Annotated in this window: 14 protein-coding genes; 10 read left to right on the top strand and 4 right to left on the bottom strand. The window is 40.8% G+C overall.

The window, feature by feature from the left end:
• The first annotated feature begins 28 nt into the window (after positions 1-28).
• Together dapA and ACH30E_RS16120 are read left to right on the top strand one after the other, a co-directional pair.
• Complete coding sequence (dapA, locus tag ACH30E_RS16125; RefSeq protein ID WP_490825649.1) at positions 29-910, top strand: 4-hydroxy-tetrahydrodipicolinate synthase; 882 nt, start codon at positions 29-31, stop codon at positions 908-910.
• Positions 911-1,133: 223 nt separating this feature from the next.
• Positions 1,134-2,018: a hypothetical protein gene (locus tag ACH30E_RS16120; protein ID WP_490825648.1), complete on the top strand. Its 885-nt coding sequence runs from the start codon at positions 1,134-1,136 to the stop codon at positions 2,016-2,018.
• 279 nt (positions 2,019-2,297) lie between these two features.
• Here ACH30E_RS16120 and ACH30E_RS16115 read toward each other — a convergent pair whose 3' ends face one another.
• The 4 genes from ACH30E_RS16115 to ACH30E_RS16100 all read right to left on the bottom strand — a co-directional run bounded on the left by ACH30E_RS16115 (position 2,298) and on the right by ACH30E_RS16100 (position 6,663).
• Positions 2,298-2,510 (bottom strand): hypothetical protein, encoded by a 213-nt coding sequence (locus ACH30E_RS16115; protein WP_294994746.1) that lies wholly within the window; start codon positions 2,508-2,510, stop codon positions 2,298-2,300.
• 17 nt (positions 2,511-2,527) lie between these two features.
• Positions 2,528-3,697, bottom strand: coding sequence for a mannonate dehydratase (gene uxuA / locus ACH30E_RS16110; RefSeq protein ID WP_490825647.1), 1,170 nt, complete (start codon positions 3,695-3,697; stop codon positions 2,528-2,530).
• Between the two features lie 89 nt (positions 3,698-3,786).
• Positions 3,787-5,115 carry a xylose isomerase gene (xylA, locus tag ACH30E_RS16105; RefSeq protein WP_294994749.1) on the bottom strand — a complete coding sequence of 443 codons (1,329 nt, stop codon included), beginning with the start codon at positions 5,113-5,115 and terminating at the stop codon, positions 3,787-3,789.
• Between the two features lie 36 nt (positions 5,116-5,151).
• Positions 5,152-6,663: a xylulokinase gene (locus tag ACH30E_RS16100; RefSeq protein WP_490825646.1), complete on the bottom strand. Its 1,512-nt coding sequence runs from the start codon at positions 6,661-6,663 to the stop codon at positions 5,152-5,154.
• A gap of 1,056 nt (positions 6,664-7,719) precedes the next feature.
• Between ACH30E_RS16100 and ACH30E_RS16095 the strand changes: the two genes are divergently transcribed.
• The 8 genes from ACH30E_RS16095 to ACH30E_RS16060 are packed head-to-tail and all read left to right on the top strand — an operon-like array spanning position 7,720 to position 19,556.
• Positions 7,720-8,748, top strand: coding sequence for a LacI family DNA-binding transcriptional regulator (locus tag ACH30E_RS16095; RefSeq protein WP_294994755.1), 1,029 nt, complete (start codon positions 7,720-7,722; stop codon positions 8,746-8,748).
• A gap of 23 nt (positions 8,749-8,771) precedes the next feature.
• Entirely contained in the window at positions 8,772-10,925 is a 2,154-nt protein-coding gene (locus ACH30E_RS16090) for an alpha-glucuronidase family glycosyl hydrolase (protein WP_490825645.1), read from the top strand.
• Positions 10,926-10,943: 18 nt separating this feature from the next.
• A complete protein-coding gene (locus ACH30E_RS16085) occupies positions 10,944-11,690 on the top strand; it encodes an SDR family NAD(P)-dependent oxidoreductase (protein ID WP_294994761.1) in 747 nt (248 codons plus the stop codon).
• A gap of 10 nt (positions 11,691-11,700) precedes the next feature.
• Positions 11,701-14,268 (top strand): glycosyl hydrolase 115 family protein, encoded by a 2,568-nt coding sequence (locus ACH30E_RS16080; RefSeq protein ID WP_490825644.1) that lies wholly within the window; start codon positions 11,701-11,703, stop codon positions 14,266-14,268.
• Positions 14,269-14,272: 4 nt separating this feature from the next.
• Positions 14,273-15,373, top strand: coding sequence for an endo-1,4-beta-xylanase (locus ACH30E_RS16075; protein WP_294994766.1), 1,101 nt, complete (start codon positions 14,273-14,275; stop codon positions 15,371-15,373).
• A 27-nt stretch (positions 15,374-15,400) separates the two neighbouring features.
• Positions 15,401-16,843, top strand: a complete 1,443-nt coding sequence (locus tag ACH30E_RS16070) for an MFS transporter (protein WP_294994769.1) — start codon at positions 15,401-15,403, stop codon at positions 16,841-16,843.
• A 21-nt stretch (positions 16,844-16,864) separates the two neighbouring features.
• Complete coding sequence (locus ACH30E_RS16065) at positions 16,865-17,899, top strand: glycoside hydrolase family 43 protein (protein WP_490825643.1); 1,035 nt, start codon at positions 16,865-16,867, stop codon at positions 17,897-17,899.
• Between the two features lie 7 nt (positions 17,900-17,906).
• Positions 17,907-19,556 (top strand): glycoside hydrolase family 43 protein, encoded by a 1,650-nt coding sequence (locus tag ACH30E_RS16060; RefSeq protein ID WP_490825642.1) that lies wholly within the window; start codon positions 17,907-17,909, stop codon positions 19,554-19,556.
• Positions 19,557-19,560: the final 4 nt, after the last annotated feature.

Genomic DNA, 19,560 nt, shown 5'->3' with positions numbered 1-19,560 from the left:
AGGAATAAAAATAAAAACAAACAAAGCAATGTCTTTAAGAACACAATTGAGCGGAACTGGAGTAGCATTGGTAACACCTTTTAAAAATGACCTTAGTGTAGATTTTGATGCACTGGGTAAGGTGATCGATGCTATGATTGATGGAGGTGTTGAATACCTCATCACTTTAGGTACAACAGGTGAAACACCAACCCTTGAGAAACAGGAGAAGAAGGACATTGTTAACTATACTTTCGAAAAAGTAGCTGGTCGTGTACCCGTGGTAGTAGGTGTGGGTGGTAACAATACCCAAGAAGTAGTAAAGGACCTTGGATATTTCCCCTTAGACAAAGCCGCCGCCGTTTTAAGTGCTGCACCTTATTATAATAAACCATCTCAGGAAGGTATTTTTCAGCATTATAAGGCAGTAGCGGATGCCTCACCTAAACCTGTTATACTATACAATGTTCCAGGAAGAACAGGTCGTAATATGAGTGCAGCCACTACCCTACGTTTGGCGCATGAAGTAGCCAATGTAGCAGGCATGAAGGAAGCCAGTGGAGATATGCTTCAGTGTATGGAAATACTACGCGACAAACCTGCAGATTTTCTGGTGGTTAGCGGCGATGATGCACTGGCGATGGCGCAAATAGCCTGTGGAATGGACGGCGTGATCAGCGTGGCTGCTAATGCATTTCCTAAGCAATTTTCAGATATGGTTCGCGCGGCATTAAAGCAGGACATGACTACCGCAAAAAAATTAAACGACCCGCTGCTTAAAGCCTATGACCTGATGTTTGCAGAAAACAATCCGGCAGGGGTAAAAGCATTTATGTTTGAACAAGGACTCATTCAGAATGAAGTGCGCTTACCAGTAGTACCGCTTAGCAGTGGTTACCACGCTGCGATTAAGCAATATTTAGGTAAATAATTCTTACATAATTTCAATCATACGCTCTCATCAAGGCCCTTTTTGGGGCCTTGTTTTTTTGGGAATATATTAAGACACGAAAAATATATCTAACTCTATTATTCATTGAGGTAGGACTATCTCTTTCCCCCTAACCCATCAATAACCGCAAACACCGGGTTAATTCTCAGCACCTGTGCATGGGCATCTATTTTTATTTTCGGTTCAACAGATAATCCTTGTTATGCGAGTTTACTTATTATTTAGCCTTGCTTTTTTAATATACCTGAATGGTAATTCACAGGCAGAAAGAAAGAAATTGATTGAAAGCTTTCCACTGGCAGTAATTGCTTCCCCTCCTGCTGAACTTAAACTCGATTCTTTCTATAAAAAATATACCGACGCATTCGGCATACCCGTTGTTTCCTCCCAAAAAGTACCGGATGATGCCTTACTGGTAGCCAGAGATATCATCAATTATATGTTATTGAAAAGACCTGATATCAGAGCTGCTCTGGTGAAACAGGGAGCTCGTTTACTTATCATGGCTGAAACAGAAATGGAAACAGATTTACCGGAAAGAAGTAACTGGAAAAAACCTACCCGTGAAGACAGACGCCTCACTCCCGGAGAAAGAGACAACTATGATAAACCCGGAGGAATAGCAAGTATGAGCGATAAAGAATACTGGAATAAAAGAGCGCGCGGTATGGGCGGCACCATCACTTCCTGTGCTGAAGAAAATATATTAGGTTATGCAGGCACCCGCTATTATGGTGAGAATATTCTCGTTCATGAATTCAGTCATAATATCATGAGTGCCATGCGCGTGGCAGATACCGCCTTATTAAGCCGTATCAATAAGGCTTATTCAGCAGCGAAGGAAAAAGGCATGTACAAAGGCCAGTATGCAATCAACACTGTAGCAGAATATTGGGCAGAAGGTACGCAGTGGTGGTTCTGGTCGAACTATGAATTTTATGATGAAGACACCAGGATCCAATCTCCCGATGATCTTAAAGCTTATGATCCTGAATTATATGCCATACTGGAAGAAGTATATTGGGGACATCATATTCCAACTGATGTGTATTATGGGAAGAATGTTCGTCCAGCAAAAAGAAACTAAAAGAAGATTTAAAATATTATCAAATGGAACACGGATTATCAATTGCTTGTAGCTTCTAGCCACTAGTTGCTAGCTACTAGCTTTTTTTACTATTCGCTTAGTCATCCACGAGCATAAATAGGGAAATTATATATTTATTCTAAGCAGGATTTTCACAAAACAAATTTGCAAACCCAGATATTATCTGATAATAGCAGAAAACCTAAAACAAGCACCAATCAAGGCTAGCAGCTAGAGGCTAGAAGCTCGCAGCCTATTTTTCCAGGACAGCAATTGCTCTCAACCCGATACACTCTTCTTTGCTTCTTTCAATTGCTTATTCATATAAGCATAGGCTTTGCTAATGAGTTTGCTATAAGAAGCATCTTCGAATGTCATCGCATTACCCGATTCTTTATGATATAGGTTTAATACCATTACCCCCAGATCATTCATAGAAAGATCGAAATGATAATATTGGAGTATCGCTTTCAGTTTTGTGGTATTCCGCATAATGACCTTTCCTTATGCTAAGCTTGCATTGATTTATGAATAGCATATTCCACACCCCGCAATTCCGCCAGCGATTTTAATCTGCCAATAGCTGAATACCCAGGATAGGTGGTTTTCTGCAGATCGTCGAGCATCTGATGTCCATGATCCGGGCGCATAGGTATAGCAATATTTCTACGTTGTTGAATTTTTAAAACTTCACTGATTACTTCATACATATCCGTATCTCCTTCCAGATGGGCCGCCTCGTAAAAATTACCTGCAGCATCTCTTTTTGTATTGCGCAAATGAAGAAAATGTACACGGTTGCTGAAACGTTTTAGCATGGCTACGATATCATTGTCTGCCCTGGCGCCATAAGATCCCGTGCAGAAACACAACCCATTCGCTGGTGAATCAACCGCAGATAGAATAAATGCCGCATCTGTTTCTGTGCTAACTATACGTGGCAAACCTAAAACCGGATATGGAGGATCATCAGGATGAATAGCCATTTTAACACCTGCAGCTTCTGCGACAGGTACTACTTCTTTCAAAAAGTAAACAAGGTGCTCCCTGAGTTTATCTGTATTGATTCCCTGGTACTTTTTCAGTTCCGTCAATACCTGTTCAGCAGTAAATGCATCATCACTACCGGGTAATCCAAGCAAAAGGTTCCTGAATAATTTATCCTTTTCCACCTCACTCATAGATTGAAGCAATACTAATGCGGCGTCCTGGTCTTCCTGGGCATGTTCTTCAGCAGCGCCGGGTCTTTTCAGCAGATAAAGATCAAAAGCAATAAAAGCGAGTCGGTTAAAGTACAAGGCCTTGCTTCCATCTTTCATTGTATAAGCAATATCTGTTCTTAACCAGTCTAGCACCGGCATAAAATTATAGGTTACCACCTGTATACCGCATGCAGCAAGGTTTTGAAGGCTTACTTTATAATTTTCTATGTGTAACAGGTAGTCGCCGGTTTGTCTTTTAATATCATCACTCACCGGTAAGCTTTCAACAACTGTCCAGCTCATACCTGCCGATTCAACAAGCGCTATTCTTTTTTTAATTTCTTCAATTGTCCAGATATCCCCTACCGGAATGTGGTGTAAAGCGGTTACTACTCCTGCACAACCGGCTTGTCTGATATCAGATAGTTTTACCACATCGTGTGGTCCGTACCATCGCATTGTCTGGTGCATCAACATATACTAGCATTAGGTTCAATAAAATAAAAGATGCGGCTGAAGTAAATCTCCAACCGCATCAGGGTTTAGGTTTATGATTACTTCAGCAGTTAAATATAACGATTGATCAGGTTTTCCAGGTATTCCTGTTTACCGCTTGCAGTTGCAGGTTCTCCTTTGGAAACAGCATAGTTCCTGAGATCTTCCAGTGAAAGTTTACCTTCTTCAAAGGCTTTACCTTCTCCTCCATCAAAAGAAGCATACCGGGCTGTTCTGATTTTTTTGTAATCTGACAGGTTCAATACTTTATCTGCCACGATTAATGCACGGGCAAAAGTATCGATACCACCAATATGTGCATGGAAGAGGTCTTCTGCATCTGTGCTGTTTCTGCGGATCTTGGCATCAAAGTTAATACCACCACCACCGAAACCGCCGGCTTCAACAATCACCAGCATTGCTTCAGCCAGTTCATTAATATTGTTAGGGAACTGATCTGTATCCCATCCATTCTGGTAATCGCCTCTGTTAGCATCGATTGAACCAAGCATGCCTGCATCAGCAGCTGTTTGTAACTCATGCTGGAAAGTATGCCCCGCTAATGTAGCGTGGTTAACTTCAATATTCAATTTGAAATCGTTTAGGAGATCAAACTGGCGAAGGAAACCAATCACAGTTTCACTATCATAATCATACTGGTGTTTACTTGGTTCACAAGGCTTAGGCTCAATAAAGAAAGTACCCTTAAAGCCATTCCTGCGTGCATAATCTTTTGCAGTGTGAAGGAACCTGGCCAGGTGTTCTTTTTCGCGTTTCATATCGGTATTGAGCAGACTCATATACCCTTCACGCCCCCCCCAGAACACATAGTTCTGTCCACCAAGTGCCATAGTAGCATCCAATGCTGCTTTCACCTGTGCACCACCATGTGCCAGTACATGGAAGTCTGGATTGGTTGCTGCACCATTCATATAACGTCTGTTAGAAAAAAGGTTAGCTGTTCCCCATAAAAGTTGGATACCGCTGGCCGCTTGTTTTTCTCCGAGGTAAGCAGTTATTGCCTGTAAACGACGTTCATTTTCTGCTACATCATTACCATAATCAACCACATCAACATCATGAAAACAATAAAATGGAAGTCCCATTTTAGTCATGAATTCAAATGCAGCATCGGCTTTATCTTTTGCACGTGCAACAGGATCTGATTGACGATCCCATGGAAAAATATGGGTAGGCTCGCCGAAAGGATCAGCTCCGCTTCCACAGAAGCTATGCCAGTAGGCGCACGCGAAACGCAACCATTCTTTCATGGTTTTACCCGCAACTACTTTATTCTCATCGTACCACCGATATGCTAATGGGTTATCAGAATCTACACCCTCATACCTGATCTGGCCGATCCCCTTAAAATATTCCTGTTGACCTAATACGATTGACATAATCTTAAAATATAAATATTTGAAACAATAAAATAATCAACTAACTAAAACGGTTTCCGTATGCTTCAATAACTGAAGCTTGTTTTCCAATGATGCTTTCCATGCTGCATATCTCTCTTCATAAAGAGAAGTATGTGCAGGATGAATTGTACCAACTGGTTTGCGGCCTGCTGCTGCTTCAGCAGTATTGGCAAAAATACCTGCGCCTAAACCGGCGCCGATAGCAGCACCAAAACTTCCATCGCCCTCATAATATTCAACAGATACCTGGTTAACACCAGCAAAGGCTTTTGCGAATACATCACTCAGGAATAAATTGGCTTTTGATGCCCTTACCACCTGTGGATTCATGCCATTCTCACGCATGATATCAAGACCATAACGGAAAGAATAAGCAATACCTTCCTGCACCGCACGCACCAGGTGGGCACTTCCATGAATATTCAAATCTATCTGCTCAAAATGAGCACCAACAATCTGGTTGTTCAGCATGCGTTCTGCACCATTTCCAAAAGGAATAGCCAGTAACCCATCAGCTCCGATAGGAACTGCTGCTGCTGCTTCATTCAGTGTTGCATAAGATTGTCCGCTACCGGTAATTGTTTTGATCCATCTGTTGAATATACCTGTGCCATTGATACAAAGCAGAATACCAATTCTCCTATGTATCTCTGTATGATTTACGTGAGCAAAGCTGTTGATCCTGGAATAAGGATCATAACCCAGTTCATCACTAACGCCATAAATAACACCTGAAGTACCAGCAGTTGCTGCAACTTCACCAGGTTCCATAACATTTAGTGAAAGCGCATTATTTGGCTGATCTCCTGCTTTATAAGCCACAGGAATTCCTGCTTTCAGGGAAAGTCTGTTCGCAACGGATTCTTTCAGAAAACCATGCGGAGCAAATAAAGGCTGAATGGTTGGAATGAGAGAGCTATCAAATCCATAATAAGAAAGTATATCTGCAGAAATTGCTTCTTTCCTGAAATCCCAGAATATACCTTCTGATAATGCGGAGTTGGTAGTAGTAATGTCGCCCGTCATCTTAAAGGAGATAAAATCTCCGGGCAACATCATTTTATCAATCTTTTCAAAAATTGCGGGTTCATGCTCTTTAACCCAGGCTAATTTGCTTGCAGTAAAATTTCCGGGCGAATTAAGCAGGGTACTAAGACAGAGGTCGTGCCCCATATGCTCAAAAGCCTTATTACCAATTTCAACTGCCCTGCTATCGCACCAGATGATTGCATTACGTAATACATGTCCATCTTTATCCAGCAGAACCAGTCCGTGCATCTGATAAGCAATCCCTATTGAAGCAATATCCAGAGGGTTATAGTTTCCGGTTGCATTACACTTAAGTATAGCCTGTTTTACATACTCCCACCATTGATCAGGACTTTGTTCAGCCCAGCCGGGATGGGGTGCGATGATTTCTGCTTCTGTTTCAGGAAACTGCGCAGATGCCACACATTGATGCGTAGCGGCATCGACGACTGAAACCTTTACAGAAGAAGTTCCTACATCTATACCAAGTAATAACATTCCGTCAATAATTATTAATGATCAAGATACTCTAAACCAGGGAGGGTGTGGCAGGTCATTCTTCCTTATTTACCAAACAAGCCAATTTTTGCCGGAATACCTGACAGTGACATGGCTGATTCTTCGAAATCTGGTCGAAATCTGCTTCTACCCGCATCTTTACAGCCTGTATTACCTGGAAGGAACTAAAAAAAGCAAGGAGAGTAAAACGCCAAACTCCCCTTGCTACGTCGGTCAATAACAAGCAAACCACTCTTGAAACCAACCATAATGACGTTTAATAACCAACCCGGTTCCTTTGAACCGATACCATCCAATTCCACTTTCAGTGCTTCGCTGAATAGAATAGAACGGGATGAGATCTATAATACATACTGTATCAGACTTTATTATTGGGTAATGAGAATTGCCCAAGCTGAAAACCAACTTGAAAGGCTTTATAGGCCCTTGGTAACAAAACAGCAGAAATTGACGGTACGGAGATACGGAGAAGGTGACTGTTCATTTTAGTTGAACAGAAAAGATTAGAACGTAGTTTCCACATTCTCATATAACAGCAAGCAATTTCAAACATAATTTGACCGGTTATTCCATCATCCGAAAACGAATATAAGAGAAAATCTCAAAAAATGTAACCGATTGCAATTTTTTTACTAAAAATTATCTCCCCGAGCACCCATTGAAGGGCTTCTCTTTGGTAACCTGCCTGACTTTAACGGATAAATAGCCAAAAATTCCCGCTGAACACTTTGCAGATAAAAAACCAAATCGCCTTTTGATATATTAAAATATGTCAAGTGATATATCCCGCTCAAAACTACCTCAAACCGCTATTACCATGGCCTGTTATACAGAATATAAAGCCTGTTTACGTCAAAAGAAGCACTTTCTATTTTAACTTAACACCTACTGATTTCCTTTATTTAAAGTTAATTCAGGAAAAATGACAAAACTGCTCTTGTGCCCATTTTAACGTTTAACGGCCGCTGGAATAACCACAAAAACTAAAATTTGATTTTAATTATTTTTTGCGATTTTTATACAACCGATTGCAATATGAAAACGAAAAAAGAAGTCACGATATATGATATCGCTCAAAAACTTGAGCTATCATCTGCAACTGTGAGTCGTGGCTTACAGGACCACCCAGCTATCAATAAAAACACCAGGAAAAGAATACAGGAAACCGCACGTGAGCTTGGATACAGGCATAATAATTTCGCCAGTAACCTCAGGAAACAAAAAACCAATACCATTGGCGTATTAGTACATGAACTGAACAGTAACTTTATTACTTCCGTTTTGGCCGGTATTGAAAAAGTAACCACCGAAGCGGGCTACGACCTGATTATCGCACACTCATCAGAAAGTTCTGTAAAAGAAGCCGCTAACGCCGTGAACTTGTTTCATAAAAGAGTAGATGGCCTCATCGCTTCACTTTCCTTCGACACCGCCGATCTTTCCCACTATGCGCAATTTGAAGAAAAAGGAATCCCGGTGATCTTCTTCGACCGCGTTGAAGAAAAAGGAGAAAGCACAAAAGTAATCATCGATAATTACAAATGCGGCTACCAGGCTACACAACACCTTATAGAACAGGGTTGCAAAAGAATTGTACTGGTTACTGCCAGTTTGAAACGTAACGTATATGCCCAGCGACATAAAGGTTATGCTGATGCGCTCTACGATAACAATATTCCTTTCCACAAAAAATATGTACTGATCAAAGACCTGAGTGAACAGTGTGGTGTTGAAGCAGCCATGGAAATTCTCAAAATGAACCCACTACCGGACGGTGCTTTTATCACCAACGATTTCTCAGCGGCTGTATGTATGCAAACTTTGAAAGAACATGGCGTTCGCATTCCGGAAGATATTGCCATTGTTGGATTTAATAATGATGCCATCGGTAAAATAACCGAACCACAACTCAGTACAATAGATTATCCGGGCATAGATATGGGAGAAATAGCCGCGCGTAACCTGATAAATCACCTGAAAGGAATTTCTGATATAAAATATACTAATACAATTGTCATACGATCGAACCTCATTATCAGAGGTTCCTCATTAAGAAAAAAATAAGCTTACCTAGTTGCTGCCATACCATGAAAAAAATACCACTATTAATACTATTTCTTTGCGCCAGCTTTTGCCTTAAAGCAGAAAACGGATATGAGCTTTGGCTAAGGTATCAACCATTACAGGATAAAGGAATACAGCTTAATTACCGGAAACAAATCACTGGCTATTTTATAGACGGCTCTTCTGAAACACTCTCCATTGCTAAAGAAGAACTCAGCAATGGATTATCAGGATTGCTTGGTCTAAAATATACACAATCAAACAGCGCTTCCTCCCCTTCCGTATCATTGATAGCGGGACAAGGAACTTCTCCTGCACTCTCTCATACAGGAATTGGTCAGCTGCTGCTTGATATAGGAGAAGAAGGATTTATTATCGTTTCAAAAACCATTAACGGCAAGAAAAAAATCATTGTATCCGGCAACACGGATAAAAGTGTTTTATATGGCATTTTTCATCTGCTAAGACTCATTCAAACCCAACAACCTCTCGATCAACTTAAAATTGTTTCTGTTCCGAAATTGAAACTAAGGATGCTTAATCACTGGGACAATCTCGACCGAACTGTTGAAAGAGGATATGCAGGTTTTTCTCTATGGAACTGGCATACCCTACCAGGACTTATAGATCAGCGTTACAAAGATTATGCAAGGGCCAACGCATCTATCGGCATTAATGGAACCGTGCTTACCAATGTAAATGCCAATGCTACCATACTTACTAAACCTTATCTCGACAAAGTAAAAGCACTTGCAGATGTTTTCAGACCCTACGGTATAAAAGTGTACCTCACTGCACGCTTTAGTGCACCCATTGAAATTGGTGGTTTAAAAACCGCCGACCCACTTGATGAAAAAGTGAGACAATGGTGGAAAGATAAAGTGAAGGAAATATACCAGTATGTTCCCGACTTCGGAGGTTTTGTCGTGAAAGCAAATAGTGAAGGACAGCCTGGTCCACAAGACTATAAACGCACGCATGTCGATGGTGCAAATATGCTGGCAGATGCCGTGGCTCCTTTTGATGGAATTATTATGTGGCGCGCATTTGTGTATAGTGCAGAAAAAAATGAAGACCGTCACAAACAGGCTTATAGTGAATTTGTTCCACTCGATGGCGCATTCCGTTCAAATGTAATGATACAGGTAAAAAATGGAGCCATTGATTTTATGCCCAGAGAACCATTCCACCCACTTTTTGGTGCCATGCCAAAAACTCCTTTAATGATGGAGTTTCAGGTAACTCAGGAATACCTTGGTCAGGCTACCAATTTGGTTTATCTCGGAACATTATTCAAAGAATGTCTTGATAGCGATACCTATACAAGCGGCAAAGGCTCAACCGTAGCCAAGGTTCTTGATGGAAGCTTTAATAAAGACCAACAACTTACCGGAATGGCTGGTGTTGCAAATATTGGTAATGACATTAACTGGTGCGGACATCCATTTGCACAAGCAAACTGGTATGCATTAGGAAGATTAGCATGGGACCATGAATTAAGTGCAGAAAAGATTGCAGAAGAATGGCTTAAAATGACTTACTCCAATAACCCTGCATTTGTTCAAACAGCTTCAAAACTCATGATGGAAAGCAGGGATCTTTTTGTACAATATGCAAATCCGATAGGGCTTCACCATATCATGGGAACCGGACATCATTATGGTCCTGCTCCATGGGTTAGTAACTTAAACCGCCCAGACTGGAACCCGGTATACTACCACAAAGCTGACAGTATTGGTATTGGATTTAACCGCACGGCAACTGGTAGTAATGCCCTTGCACAATACCATCCAGATGCAAGAAAACGCTGGGAAAACATGCTGGATTGTGAAGAAAAAAACCTGCTATGGTTCCACCATGTTCCCTGGAACTTCAAAATGAAAAGTGGCCGCACATTATGGAACGAACTCTGTTACAACTATTACAAAGGAGCAGAGAGAGTTGCCGCAATGCAAAAGACCTGGGATGGTTTACAATCTTATGTAGACAAACAAAGATTCAGTGAAGTAAAAATGCTGCTAAAAGTTCAGGAAGAAGAAGCCATCTGGTGGAGAAATGCCTGCCTGTTATATTTCCAAACCTTTAGTAAGCAACCTATTCCAAAAGAATACCCACAACCAGATAAATCTCTTGACTATTATAAAAATTTACGTTTCCCCTATGCGCCGGGCAACTAAACAATTAAAAGATTAAACATGTCTTCAGAAAAGAAAGTAGCCATCATTACAGGAGGAGGATCCGGCCTCGGTTTTGCAATAGCAGAAAAATTTATTGCAAATGGTATTACCACCATCATAGTAGGCCGTGATCAGGAAAAACTGTCTCAGGCTAAAGCAAAACTCGGAGAAGGTTGTCATACCATTAGTTGCGACCTCAGCAACCTTGCCTCCATTCCCGCTATGGTACAGGACATCGTGAACCAGTTCGGGCAAATTGATATTCTCGTTAATAATGCGGGTATCAATATGAAAAAAGTATTTACGGAAGTAACCGATGAAGAATTCCAACGCATATTAACCACCAACGTCTCTGCCGTTTTTGCAATAAGCCGTGAAGTAGTAAAACAGATGCTACCAAGAGAATCTGGTTCAATCATTAATATAAGTTCGATGGCAGCGCAATATGGACTGCCAAAAGTTATTGCCTACAGTGCGAGCAAAACTGCTATCGATGGTATGACCAGGGCTATGGCTGTTGAACTCTCACCAAAAGGCATTCGTGTAAACGCTATTGCGCCAGGCTTTATTTATTCAGACATGACTGCTAAAGCCCTGGATAGCGATCCGGAACGCAAGGCTAAAGTATTCAGCAGAACACCAATGGGTATTATGGGGCAACCAACAGATATTGGGGAAGCCGCTTATTTTCTAGCCAGTGATGCCGCTAAATATATTACAGGAGTTGTTTTACCCGTAGACGGAGGAAACAGCATAGGATTCTAAAATAAACAAAATGAAAAATATTGCTTTATCGATGATTGCCTGTTTTGTATCGACGATGGTTTTTGCACAAACCATCGTTGGCACAAAGCCATCACCCGATTATTTCATCCTGAGTAATCCTGTAATTGTTGTAGACAAGTCAGAAGAACAATTATTACACTTTACTGCTGAATTGCTACAGCAGGATATCAAAGCTGTTACAGGTCTTACTGCAACCATCTCACCAACCATTCCTCAAAAAGCAGGAACACTGATTGTACTTGGAACAGTGGGAAAATCTGCCATTATAAATGCGCTGCTATCAAAAAAAATTATCAAGCAATCTACTATCAACAACCAATGGGAAGCATTTCACCTGCAAACAGTGAATGCCCCAATGCCAGGCATTTCAAATGCGATGATTATAACTGGTGCTGACAGAAGGGGTACTGCTTTTGGTGCTTTTGAATTTTCAAAACAACTGGGGGTATCGCCCTGGTACTGGTGGGCTGATGTTCCTGTTGCGAAAAAAAGTACAGTGTATATAAAGAAAAATCTTTCCATCACCGATGCGCCAAAAGTAAAGTACAGAGGCATCTTCATCAATGATGAAGCTCCTGCACTTTCTGGTTGGACAAAAGAAAAGTTCGGAGGATTTAACCATAAACTATATGAAAAAGTATTTGAACTCATCCTGCGTTTAAAAGGTAATTATATCTGGCCGGCCATGTGGGGTAATGCTTTTTATGACGATGACGCAAAGAATATTGAAGTAGCAGAAAAATATGGGATTGTAATAGGCACATCTCACCATGAGCCACTGATGCGCGCGCATGATGAATGGAGAAGGTATGGTAAAGGAAAATGGAACTACGACAGCAACGAAGCACAACTCAAAGAGTTCTGGAGAGCAGGCATGAAGAGAGGAACCAATGAAAAAATTGTAACGGTAGGTATGCGTGGGGATGGTGATGAGCCTATGTCTAGACAAACCGCAACTGCATTACTGGAAAGAATAGTGAAAGATCAACGGGAGATAATTGCAGATGTTACCCAAAAACCAGCAAGTGAAACACCACAACTCTGGGCACTTTATAAAGAAGTGCAGGACTACTACGACAAAGGAATGCGTGTACCTGATGATGTAACATTATTGCTTTGCGACGACAACTGGGGCAATATTCGCAGGCTCCCCAATCCAAAAGATGCTCCAAGAAAAGGAGGCTATGGTATTTATTATCATTTCGATTATGTAGGTGGACCAAGAAACTATAAATGGCTCAATACAAATCCGCTTCCAAGAATCTGGGAACAAATGAACCTCGCATGGGAATACAATGCACGTCAAATATGGATCGTAAATGTGGGCGACATTAAACCAATGGAATACCCTATTTCATTCTTCCTTGATTTTGCCTGGAACCCAGAACGCATACAGGCTAAAGACCTGGAAGCATACAGTATTCAATGGGCCAAATCACAATTTGGTGAACCCTATGCAAAAGAGATTGCAGAACTAATGACCAAATATGGCAAGTACAATGGCAGAAGAAAGCCGGAATTACTGGATGCCAATACCTATAGCTTCAATTATGAAGAATGGCCAACCGTTGTTGCTGAGTATAAACAATTATTAAGTCTGGCAGAAACTATAAACAGCAAGTTACCTGCTGAGAAAAAAGATGCTTTCTACCAACTGGTTTTACACCCGATCAAAGCTTGCAGTAATTTATACGACATGTACTATCATGTTGCACTTAACCAAAAAGCATACGCAAATAAATATGCCGTTGCCAATACCTATGCCGACAAAGTAAAAGAATTATACCGCCAAGACTCATTGATAACCCTTGAATACCACCAATTAAACAATGGTAAATGGAATCAGATGATGAGTCAAACCCATATTGGTTATACTTACTGGCAACAACCAAACCGTCAGCGTATGCCGATGGTTCGTTATGTACCTGCTGATTCTATAAAACCAGTGCCTGCTTCGAATAAGGATATAACTATGCATTCAACTATCCCTTCAGGTATAAAGGGGAATGTATTTTATGAAGATTCGAAAAGAGGTGTGTCGATTGCAGCAGATCATTATACTGCCATCAACAATAGCAGAGATATCAAATGGACCGTCATTCCCGATTTAGGTAGAACAGGAGGGGCAATAACTGTTTCACCTGTTACCGCTGCGAGTCAGCAACCCGGTCCTGGCACTCCTTATGTGAGTTATGATATTTATACAAGCAGCAAAGGAAACTTTACCATTAATGCCTATTTCTCTCCTACCCTGAACCTTCAGAATACTGAAAATGGTTTATCGTATGCTATTTCGGTGGATGACGAAGCGCCACAGATTGTCAGTATCAACAAAGAAGATAAAAATACAGGTACGGGTATCTGGAACAAATGGGTTTCTGAAAACATCATTATAAAATCAACCAAACACAGTATAAACGCAGCGGGTAAACATACTATCAAATATTGGATGGTGGACCCTGCTGTTGTTTTGCAAAAAATTGTAGGAGACTTTGGCAATAACCTGCCAAGCTATTTAGGTCCTGCAGAAACCATTCATCAACCAACTAAAAAATAATCCCATGTCATACAAAAAAATCACCCTGGCACTCGGTGCAATTGCTGTTTCTCTGTCCATGCAAACAGATCTAAAAGCACAGGACGCATCCCTGAAAAAAGTTTTTGCAAAAGATTTTGGCATTGGTACTGCCATGAGTGCAAGTCAGATTGAAGAAAAAGACCCCAAGGCTCATGCGCTAATAGTTAAGCATTTCAATATGGCTACTCCGGAAAATATCATGAAAGCAGAAATCATACATCCGCAATGGGATGTATACAATTTCGATCTGGCAGATAAAATGGTGGCTTATGGAAAGAAGCATAACATTAAAATCAATGGACATACACTGGTATGGCACAGCCAGTTACCTGCATTTGCCCGTAACATTAAAAGCGTAGACTCATTCCGTACGTTTTTTACCAACCATATCAATACTGTTGCAAGTAGATATGATGGCAAAATCTTCTCCTGGGATGTAGTAAATGAAGCATTGAACGAAGATGGTACCATGCGCCGATCAATCTTCTTAAGCAGATTAGGTGATGATTTTGTTACAGAAGCGTTTAGACTTGCCGCTAAAGCATCTCCAAAAGCAGAGCTGTATTACAATGATTATAATAATGAACAACCGGCTAAAAGAGCAGGTTGTATCGCATTAGTCAAAAAGATACAAGATGCAGGTGTGCGTATTGATGGGGTTGGTATACAAGGACATTGGCATGTTGGTAAAGTTCCTTTCAAAGAAATTGAAGAAAGCATTCAGCAATATGCTGCGCTGGGCTTAAAAGTAATGTTTACCGAACTCGATATTGAAGTATTACCCAGAAGTTTTCAGGGTGCCGATGTTAACCAGCGTGTGGCAAGTAACCCAGCCCTCAACCCATACAAAGAAGGTTTACCAGACAGCGTACAGCAACAATTGGCCAGTGATTATGAAAACCTTTTTAAACTATTCCTGAAGTACAAAAAAAATGTTACGAGAATTACTTTCTGGGGAGTAAATGACGGGCAAAGCTGGTTGAACGACTGGCCGGTAAGGGGCAGAACCAATTACCCATTATTGTTTGATCGTGAGTTTAATCCTAAACCAGCTTTTTATAAAGTGATCGAAACAAAAAAATAAACGGGTAACCACCCTTAAAAAAGCTATATGAACCAAACACCAACAACCCGTTTATCTGTACTGGAAAAAGTAGGCTATAGCCTCGGCGACCTGGCCGCTAACCTTGTTTTTCAGACACTCATGACCTACCTGGCTTATTTCTATACAGATATTTATGGTTTAGAAACAAGCCATGCTTCGGCATTAATTCTCATTGTAGGACTTGTAGCTGCATTTGCCTTTAATCCGATCATTGGTGCAATTGCCGACAGAACGGTATCGAGATGGGGCAAATTCAGGCCATGGATCTTATGGACGGCTGTACCATTAGGTGCTATTGCATTGCTTGCATTCAGCACCCCGGATTTTTCGTATAAGGGTAAAGTGATTTATGCCGTAGTTACTTATACACTGCTGCTCCTATTATATGCTGCTAATAACCTGCCTTATTCAGCTCTTAGCGGTGTAATCATTGGTGATATGAAAGAGCGAAACAGCATGTCTGCTTATCGCTTTGTGGCAGTGATGTTTGCGCAATTTTTTGTGCAGGTATTTATGTTACCAATTATCGAAGCAGTGGGCAATGGCAATAAAGCAGCCGGCATTGAAACCGTTATGACCTGGCTGGCCATCATTGGAACAGTAATGCTGATCATTACCTTTTTAACCACCAAAGAAAGAATTGTTCCCAAGCCTGAACAGAAGTCTAGTTTAAAGGAAGACCTCGGCGATTTATTCCGTAACCGTCCCTGGGTAATTATGCTTGTGCTTACTACTCTGGTGTTTATAACGCTTGCCATGAAGGGTGGTTCTTATGTGTACTATTTTAAAAACTATGTAGACAAAGAAAGTTTAACGGCATTCGTTGCACCAATTACAAATGCATTATCCAATATGGGAATGAATTTTTTTGGGGAAGATCCGGTGTCTGCTGGTTTTGGCTTATTTAATGCAGGTGGAATCATTTTTATGATTGTCGGCATTACTTTATCGAAACGTTATGCAGATAAATATGGTAAAAGAGATGTGTTTGGTATTGCCTTATTCATCTCTACATTATTCATACTGGCATTTGTATTCTTCCCTCCCACTTCAGTGGCATTAATGTTTATATCACAAATACTGCATGGTTTCTTTTATGGCATAACCATACCACTCTTATGGGCTATGATTGCCGATGTGGCGGATTACAGCGAATGGAAAAATAACAGAAGAGCTACGGCCATCATTTTTTCTGCCATGATGGTAGGATTAAAAGTTGGTCTGAGTGTAGGAAGTGCCTTATTAACCGCCATTCTCAACATGTTTGATTATGTACCAAACAGCGATGCTGTGCAAACTGAATCTGCCATTAATGGTACCAGGTTTTTGGTAAGTGTGTTTCCATCGATTCCATTTTTATTAGGGGCGGCTTTATTGTTTTTTTATGAAATCAATAAGAGCATGGAAACCAAAATTGAAACTGAATTAAAAGAAAGACGTAAAAATTAATACGATAAAATAATTGTCATCATGCCTGAAGATCCGATAAACCATATTGATTTTGATGCCTTAGACCGGAATGCTATTTCTCAGCCCTTGGTAAAGCATATCTATACAGCAGACCCATCTGCGCATGTATTTAATGGGAAGATTTATATCTATCCATCTCATGATATAGAAAATGATATTCCTTTCGATGATTTAGGTAGCCATTTTGCAATGGAAGACTATCATATCCTATCGATGGATACACCAGATTCTCCTGCTGTGGATAATGGTTGCGCTTTACATGTAAAAGATGTTCCCTGGGCAGACAAACAAATGTGGGCCCCTGATGCTGCTGAAAAGAATGGCACTTATTATTTATTTTTTCCGGCCAAGGATCATGAAGGAATTTTCAGGATCGGAGTTGCAAAAAGCGCATCTCCTATCGGACCTTTTATTCCTGAACCAACAGCGATACCCAACAGTTTTTCGATAGACCCTGCCGTTTTCCAGGATGATGATGGCGCTTACTATATGTATTTCGGCGGTATATGGGGAGGTCAATTACAAAGATGGAGAACAGGATCTTTCATGTCCGAAGGTGAAGGCCCACTTGCCCATCTGCCAGAAGATAATGAACAGGCATTATGTCCGAAGATGGCTCGCCTCTCTGAAGACCTTTTATCATTTTCAGAAACACCTAAAGACATCCTCATCATCGATGAAAATGGCAACCCTCTTTTAGCGGGAGATAATGACCGACGCTTTTTTGAAGCAAGTTGGGTGCACAAATACAATGGCAAATATTATTTCTCCTATTCTACAGGTGATACACATTTCCTATGTTATGCCATCGGAGACAATCCTTATGGACCTTTTAAATATGCAGGAAGAATTTTAGAACCTGTTGTAGGTTGGACATCCCATCACTCCATCTGTGCCTACCAGGACAAATGGTATTTGTTTTACCACGATAGTAGTTTGAGTAAAGGAGTTACGCATTTAAGGAGTGTAAAAGTTACCGAACTCATACACGATGAAGCAGGAAAAATAAAAACAATTCAACCTTATAATAAGTAGTCGTACCATGAAAAAACTTGCTGCTGCCCTCTTGTTTCAGATCATACTGATCTCTGCTACTGCCCAGGCATTTCGCAATCCAATACTTGCGGGTTATTATCCCGATCCAAGTATATGCAGGGCAGGCGATGATTATTATATTGTAAACTCATCATTCGCCTATTATCCAGGTCTACCATTGTTTCACAGTAAAGACTTATTAAACTGGAAACAGATTGGCTATGCGATGGACAGGCCAGAGCAATTAAACCTGGATGGTGCAGGAGTTTCAAGAGGTTTGTTTGCTCCTTCTATTTCTTATCATAACGGTACTTTTTATATCGTATGCACAGAAGTAAGTAAACTGGGAAATTTTGTCATCACTGCCAAAGACCCGAAAGGCCCATGGAGTAACCCCTACAAATTACCTCAGGTAAATGGAATTGACCCTTCCTTGTTCTTCGACGATAATGGTAAAGCTTATATAGTCTTCAACAGCATTCCACCCAATAATATTTCACTGCACAATGGTCATAGAACCATTCGTATGTTTGAATTTGATCCGGTGCAGATGAAAGTTGTTGGTGAAGAAAAGCTATTGGTAAATGGCGGCACCGATATGGCGAAGAAACCCGTTTGGATCGAAGCACCACATATTATCAAGAAAGATGGGTGGTACTACTTGATTTGCGCAGAAGGTGGAACAGGTTACGACCACTCAGAAGTGGTGTTCAGGAGTAAGTCGCCCGAAGGGCCATTTATCTCTTATGAAAATAACCCTATCCTAACGCAGCGTCAGCTTGACCCAAATCGCAAAAATCCCATTACCACTGCCGGTCATGCCGATTTTGTAGAGGGTAAAGATGGCAAATGGTGGGGCGTTTTCCTGGCATGCAGACCTTATGAAGGAGATTATTACAATGCAGGCAGAGAAACATTTATGGCGCCGGTAGTATGGAAAAACGGATGGCCTTCCTTCGATCTGGGTGGCGATGAAGTAAAGTATAGTTACCCTATCAATGCTAAACTGGATACAAAACTCGAAGCATTCAATGGCAACTATCTTTTTAAAGACGAATTCAATCAACCATCATTGAATGTCAGGTACCAGTTTTTAAGAACAGTTCGTACAAACTGGTACAACCTTACCGATAAAAAAGGATCACTTTCTTTATTGTTGCAACCTGAAACCTGCGGCGGAAGAGGTAACCCATCACTGGTTAGTTTTCACCAACCACATTTAAAAGGTCATGCTGCAACGGCCATTTCATTTTCGCCAAATGCAGAAAATGAAAAAGCAGGTCTGCTCCTTTTCCAGAATGAAAGAACTTATTATTATTTATGCCAGTCTGTGAAAGACGGTCAGCCTGTGATAGAATTATACAAAGCAGATACGCTTGTTAAATCTGTACCTGTACAACTTCAAAAAGGCCAGGAAGTACAATTCAAAATTGAAGCCCGCACCGATCAATACGCATTTTTCTATGCAACTGAAAAAGGCAAATGGCAACTTATGCAGGAAAATGTAGATGCAAGGTACTTAAGTACAAAATCTGCGGGAGGCTTTGTGGGTTGTGTTTATGGTATGTACGCAACATCAAAAGGAAAACCATCTGAGAATAAAGCATTTTTCAACTGGTTTGAAATAAAAAACGACGACGACGTGTATAAAAAATGATATA

The organism is Sediminibacterium sp. FW305-C-61 (genome assembly GCF_058231065.1).
The sequence above is the reverse complement of the archived record's forward strand: the minus strand, read 5'-3'. Positions and strand labels throughout refer to the sequence as shown.

Excerpts from the sequence above, each read along its gene's own strand:
- uxuA (WP_490825647.1), bottom strand. The coding sequence starts at position 3,697 with ATGTTGATGCACCAGACAATGCGATGGTACGGACCACACGATGTGGTA.
- ACH30E_RS16100 (WP_490825646.1), bottom strand. The coding sequence starts at position 6,663 with ATGTTATTACTTGGTATAGATGTAGGAACTTCTTCTGTAAAGGTTTCA.
- dapA (WP_490825649.1), top strand. The coding sequence starts at position 29 with ATGTCTTTAAGAACACAATTGAGCGGAACTGGAGTAGCATTGGTAACA.
- xylA (WP_294994749.1), bottom strand. The coding sequence starts at position 5,115 with ATGTCAATCGTATTAGGTCAACAGGAATATTTTAAGGGGATCGGCCAG.
- ACH30E_RS16075 (WP_294994766.1), top strand. The coding sequence starts at position 14,273 with ATGTCATACAAAAAAATCACCCTGGCACTCGGTGCAATTGCTGTTTCT.
- ACH30E_RS16085 (WP_294994761.1), top strand. The coding sequence starts at position 10,944 with ATGTCTTCAGAAAAGAAAGTAGCCATCATTACAGGAGGAGGATCCGGC.
- ACH30E_RS16115 (WP_294994746.1), bottom strand. The coding sequence starts at position 2,510 with ATGCGGAATACCACAAAACTGAAAGCGATACTCCAATATTATCATTTC.
- ACH30E_RS16090 (WP_490825645.1), top strand. The coding sequence starts at position 8,772 with ATGAAAAAAATACCACTATTAATACTATTTCTTTGCGCCAGCTTTTGC.
- ACH30E_RS16070 (WP_294994769.1), top strand. The coding sequence starts at position 15,401 with ATGAACCAAACACCAACAACCCGTTTATCTGTACTGGAAAAAGTAGGC.
- ACH30E_RS16060 (WP_490825642.1), top strand. The coding sequence starts at position 17,907 with ATGAAAAAACTTGCTGCTGCCCTCTTGTTTCAGATCATACTGATCTCT.
- ACH30E_RS16065 (WP_490825643.1), top strand. The coding sequence starts at position 16,865 with ATGCCTGAAGATCCGATAAACCATATTGATTTTGATGCCTTAGACCGG.
- ACH30E_RS16095 (WP_294994755.1), top strand. The coding sequence starts at position 7,720 with ATGAAAACGAAAAAAGAAGTCACGATATATGATATCGCTCAAAAACTT.
- ACH30E_RS16080 (WP_490825644.1), top strand. The coding sequence starts at position 11,701 with ATGAAAAATATTGCTTTATCGATGATTGCCTGTTTTGTATCGACGATG.
- ACH30E_RS16120 (WP_490825648.1), top strand. The coding sequence starts at position 1,134 with ATGCGAGTTTACTTATTATTTAGCCTTGCTTTTTTAATATACCTGAAT.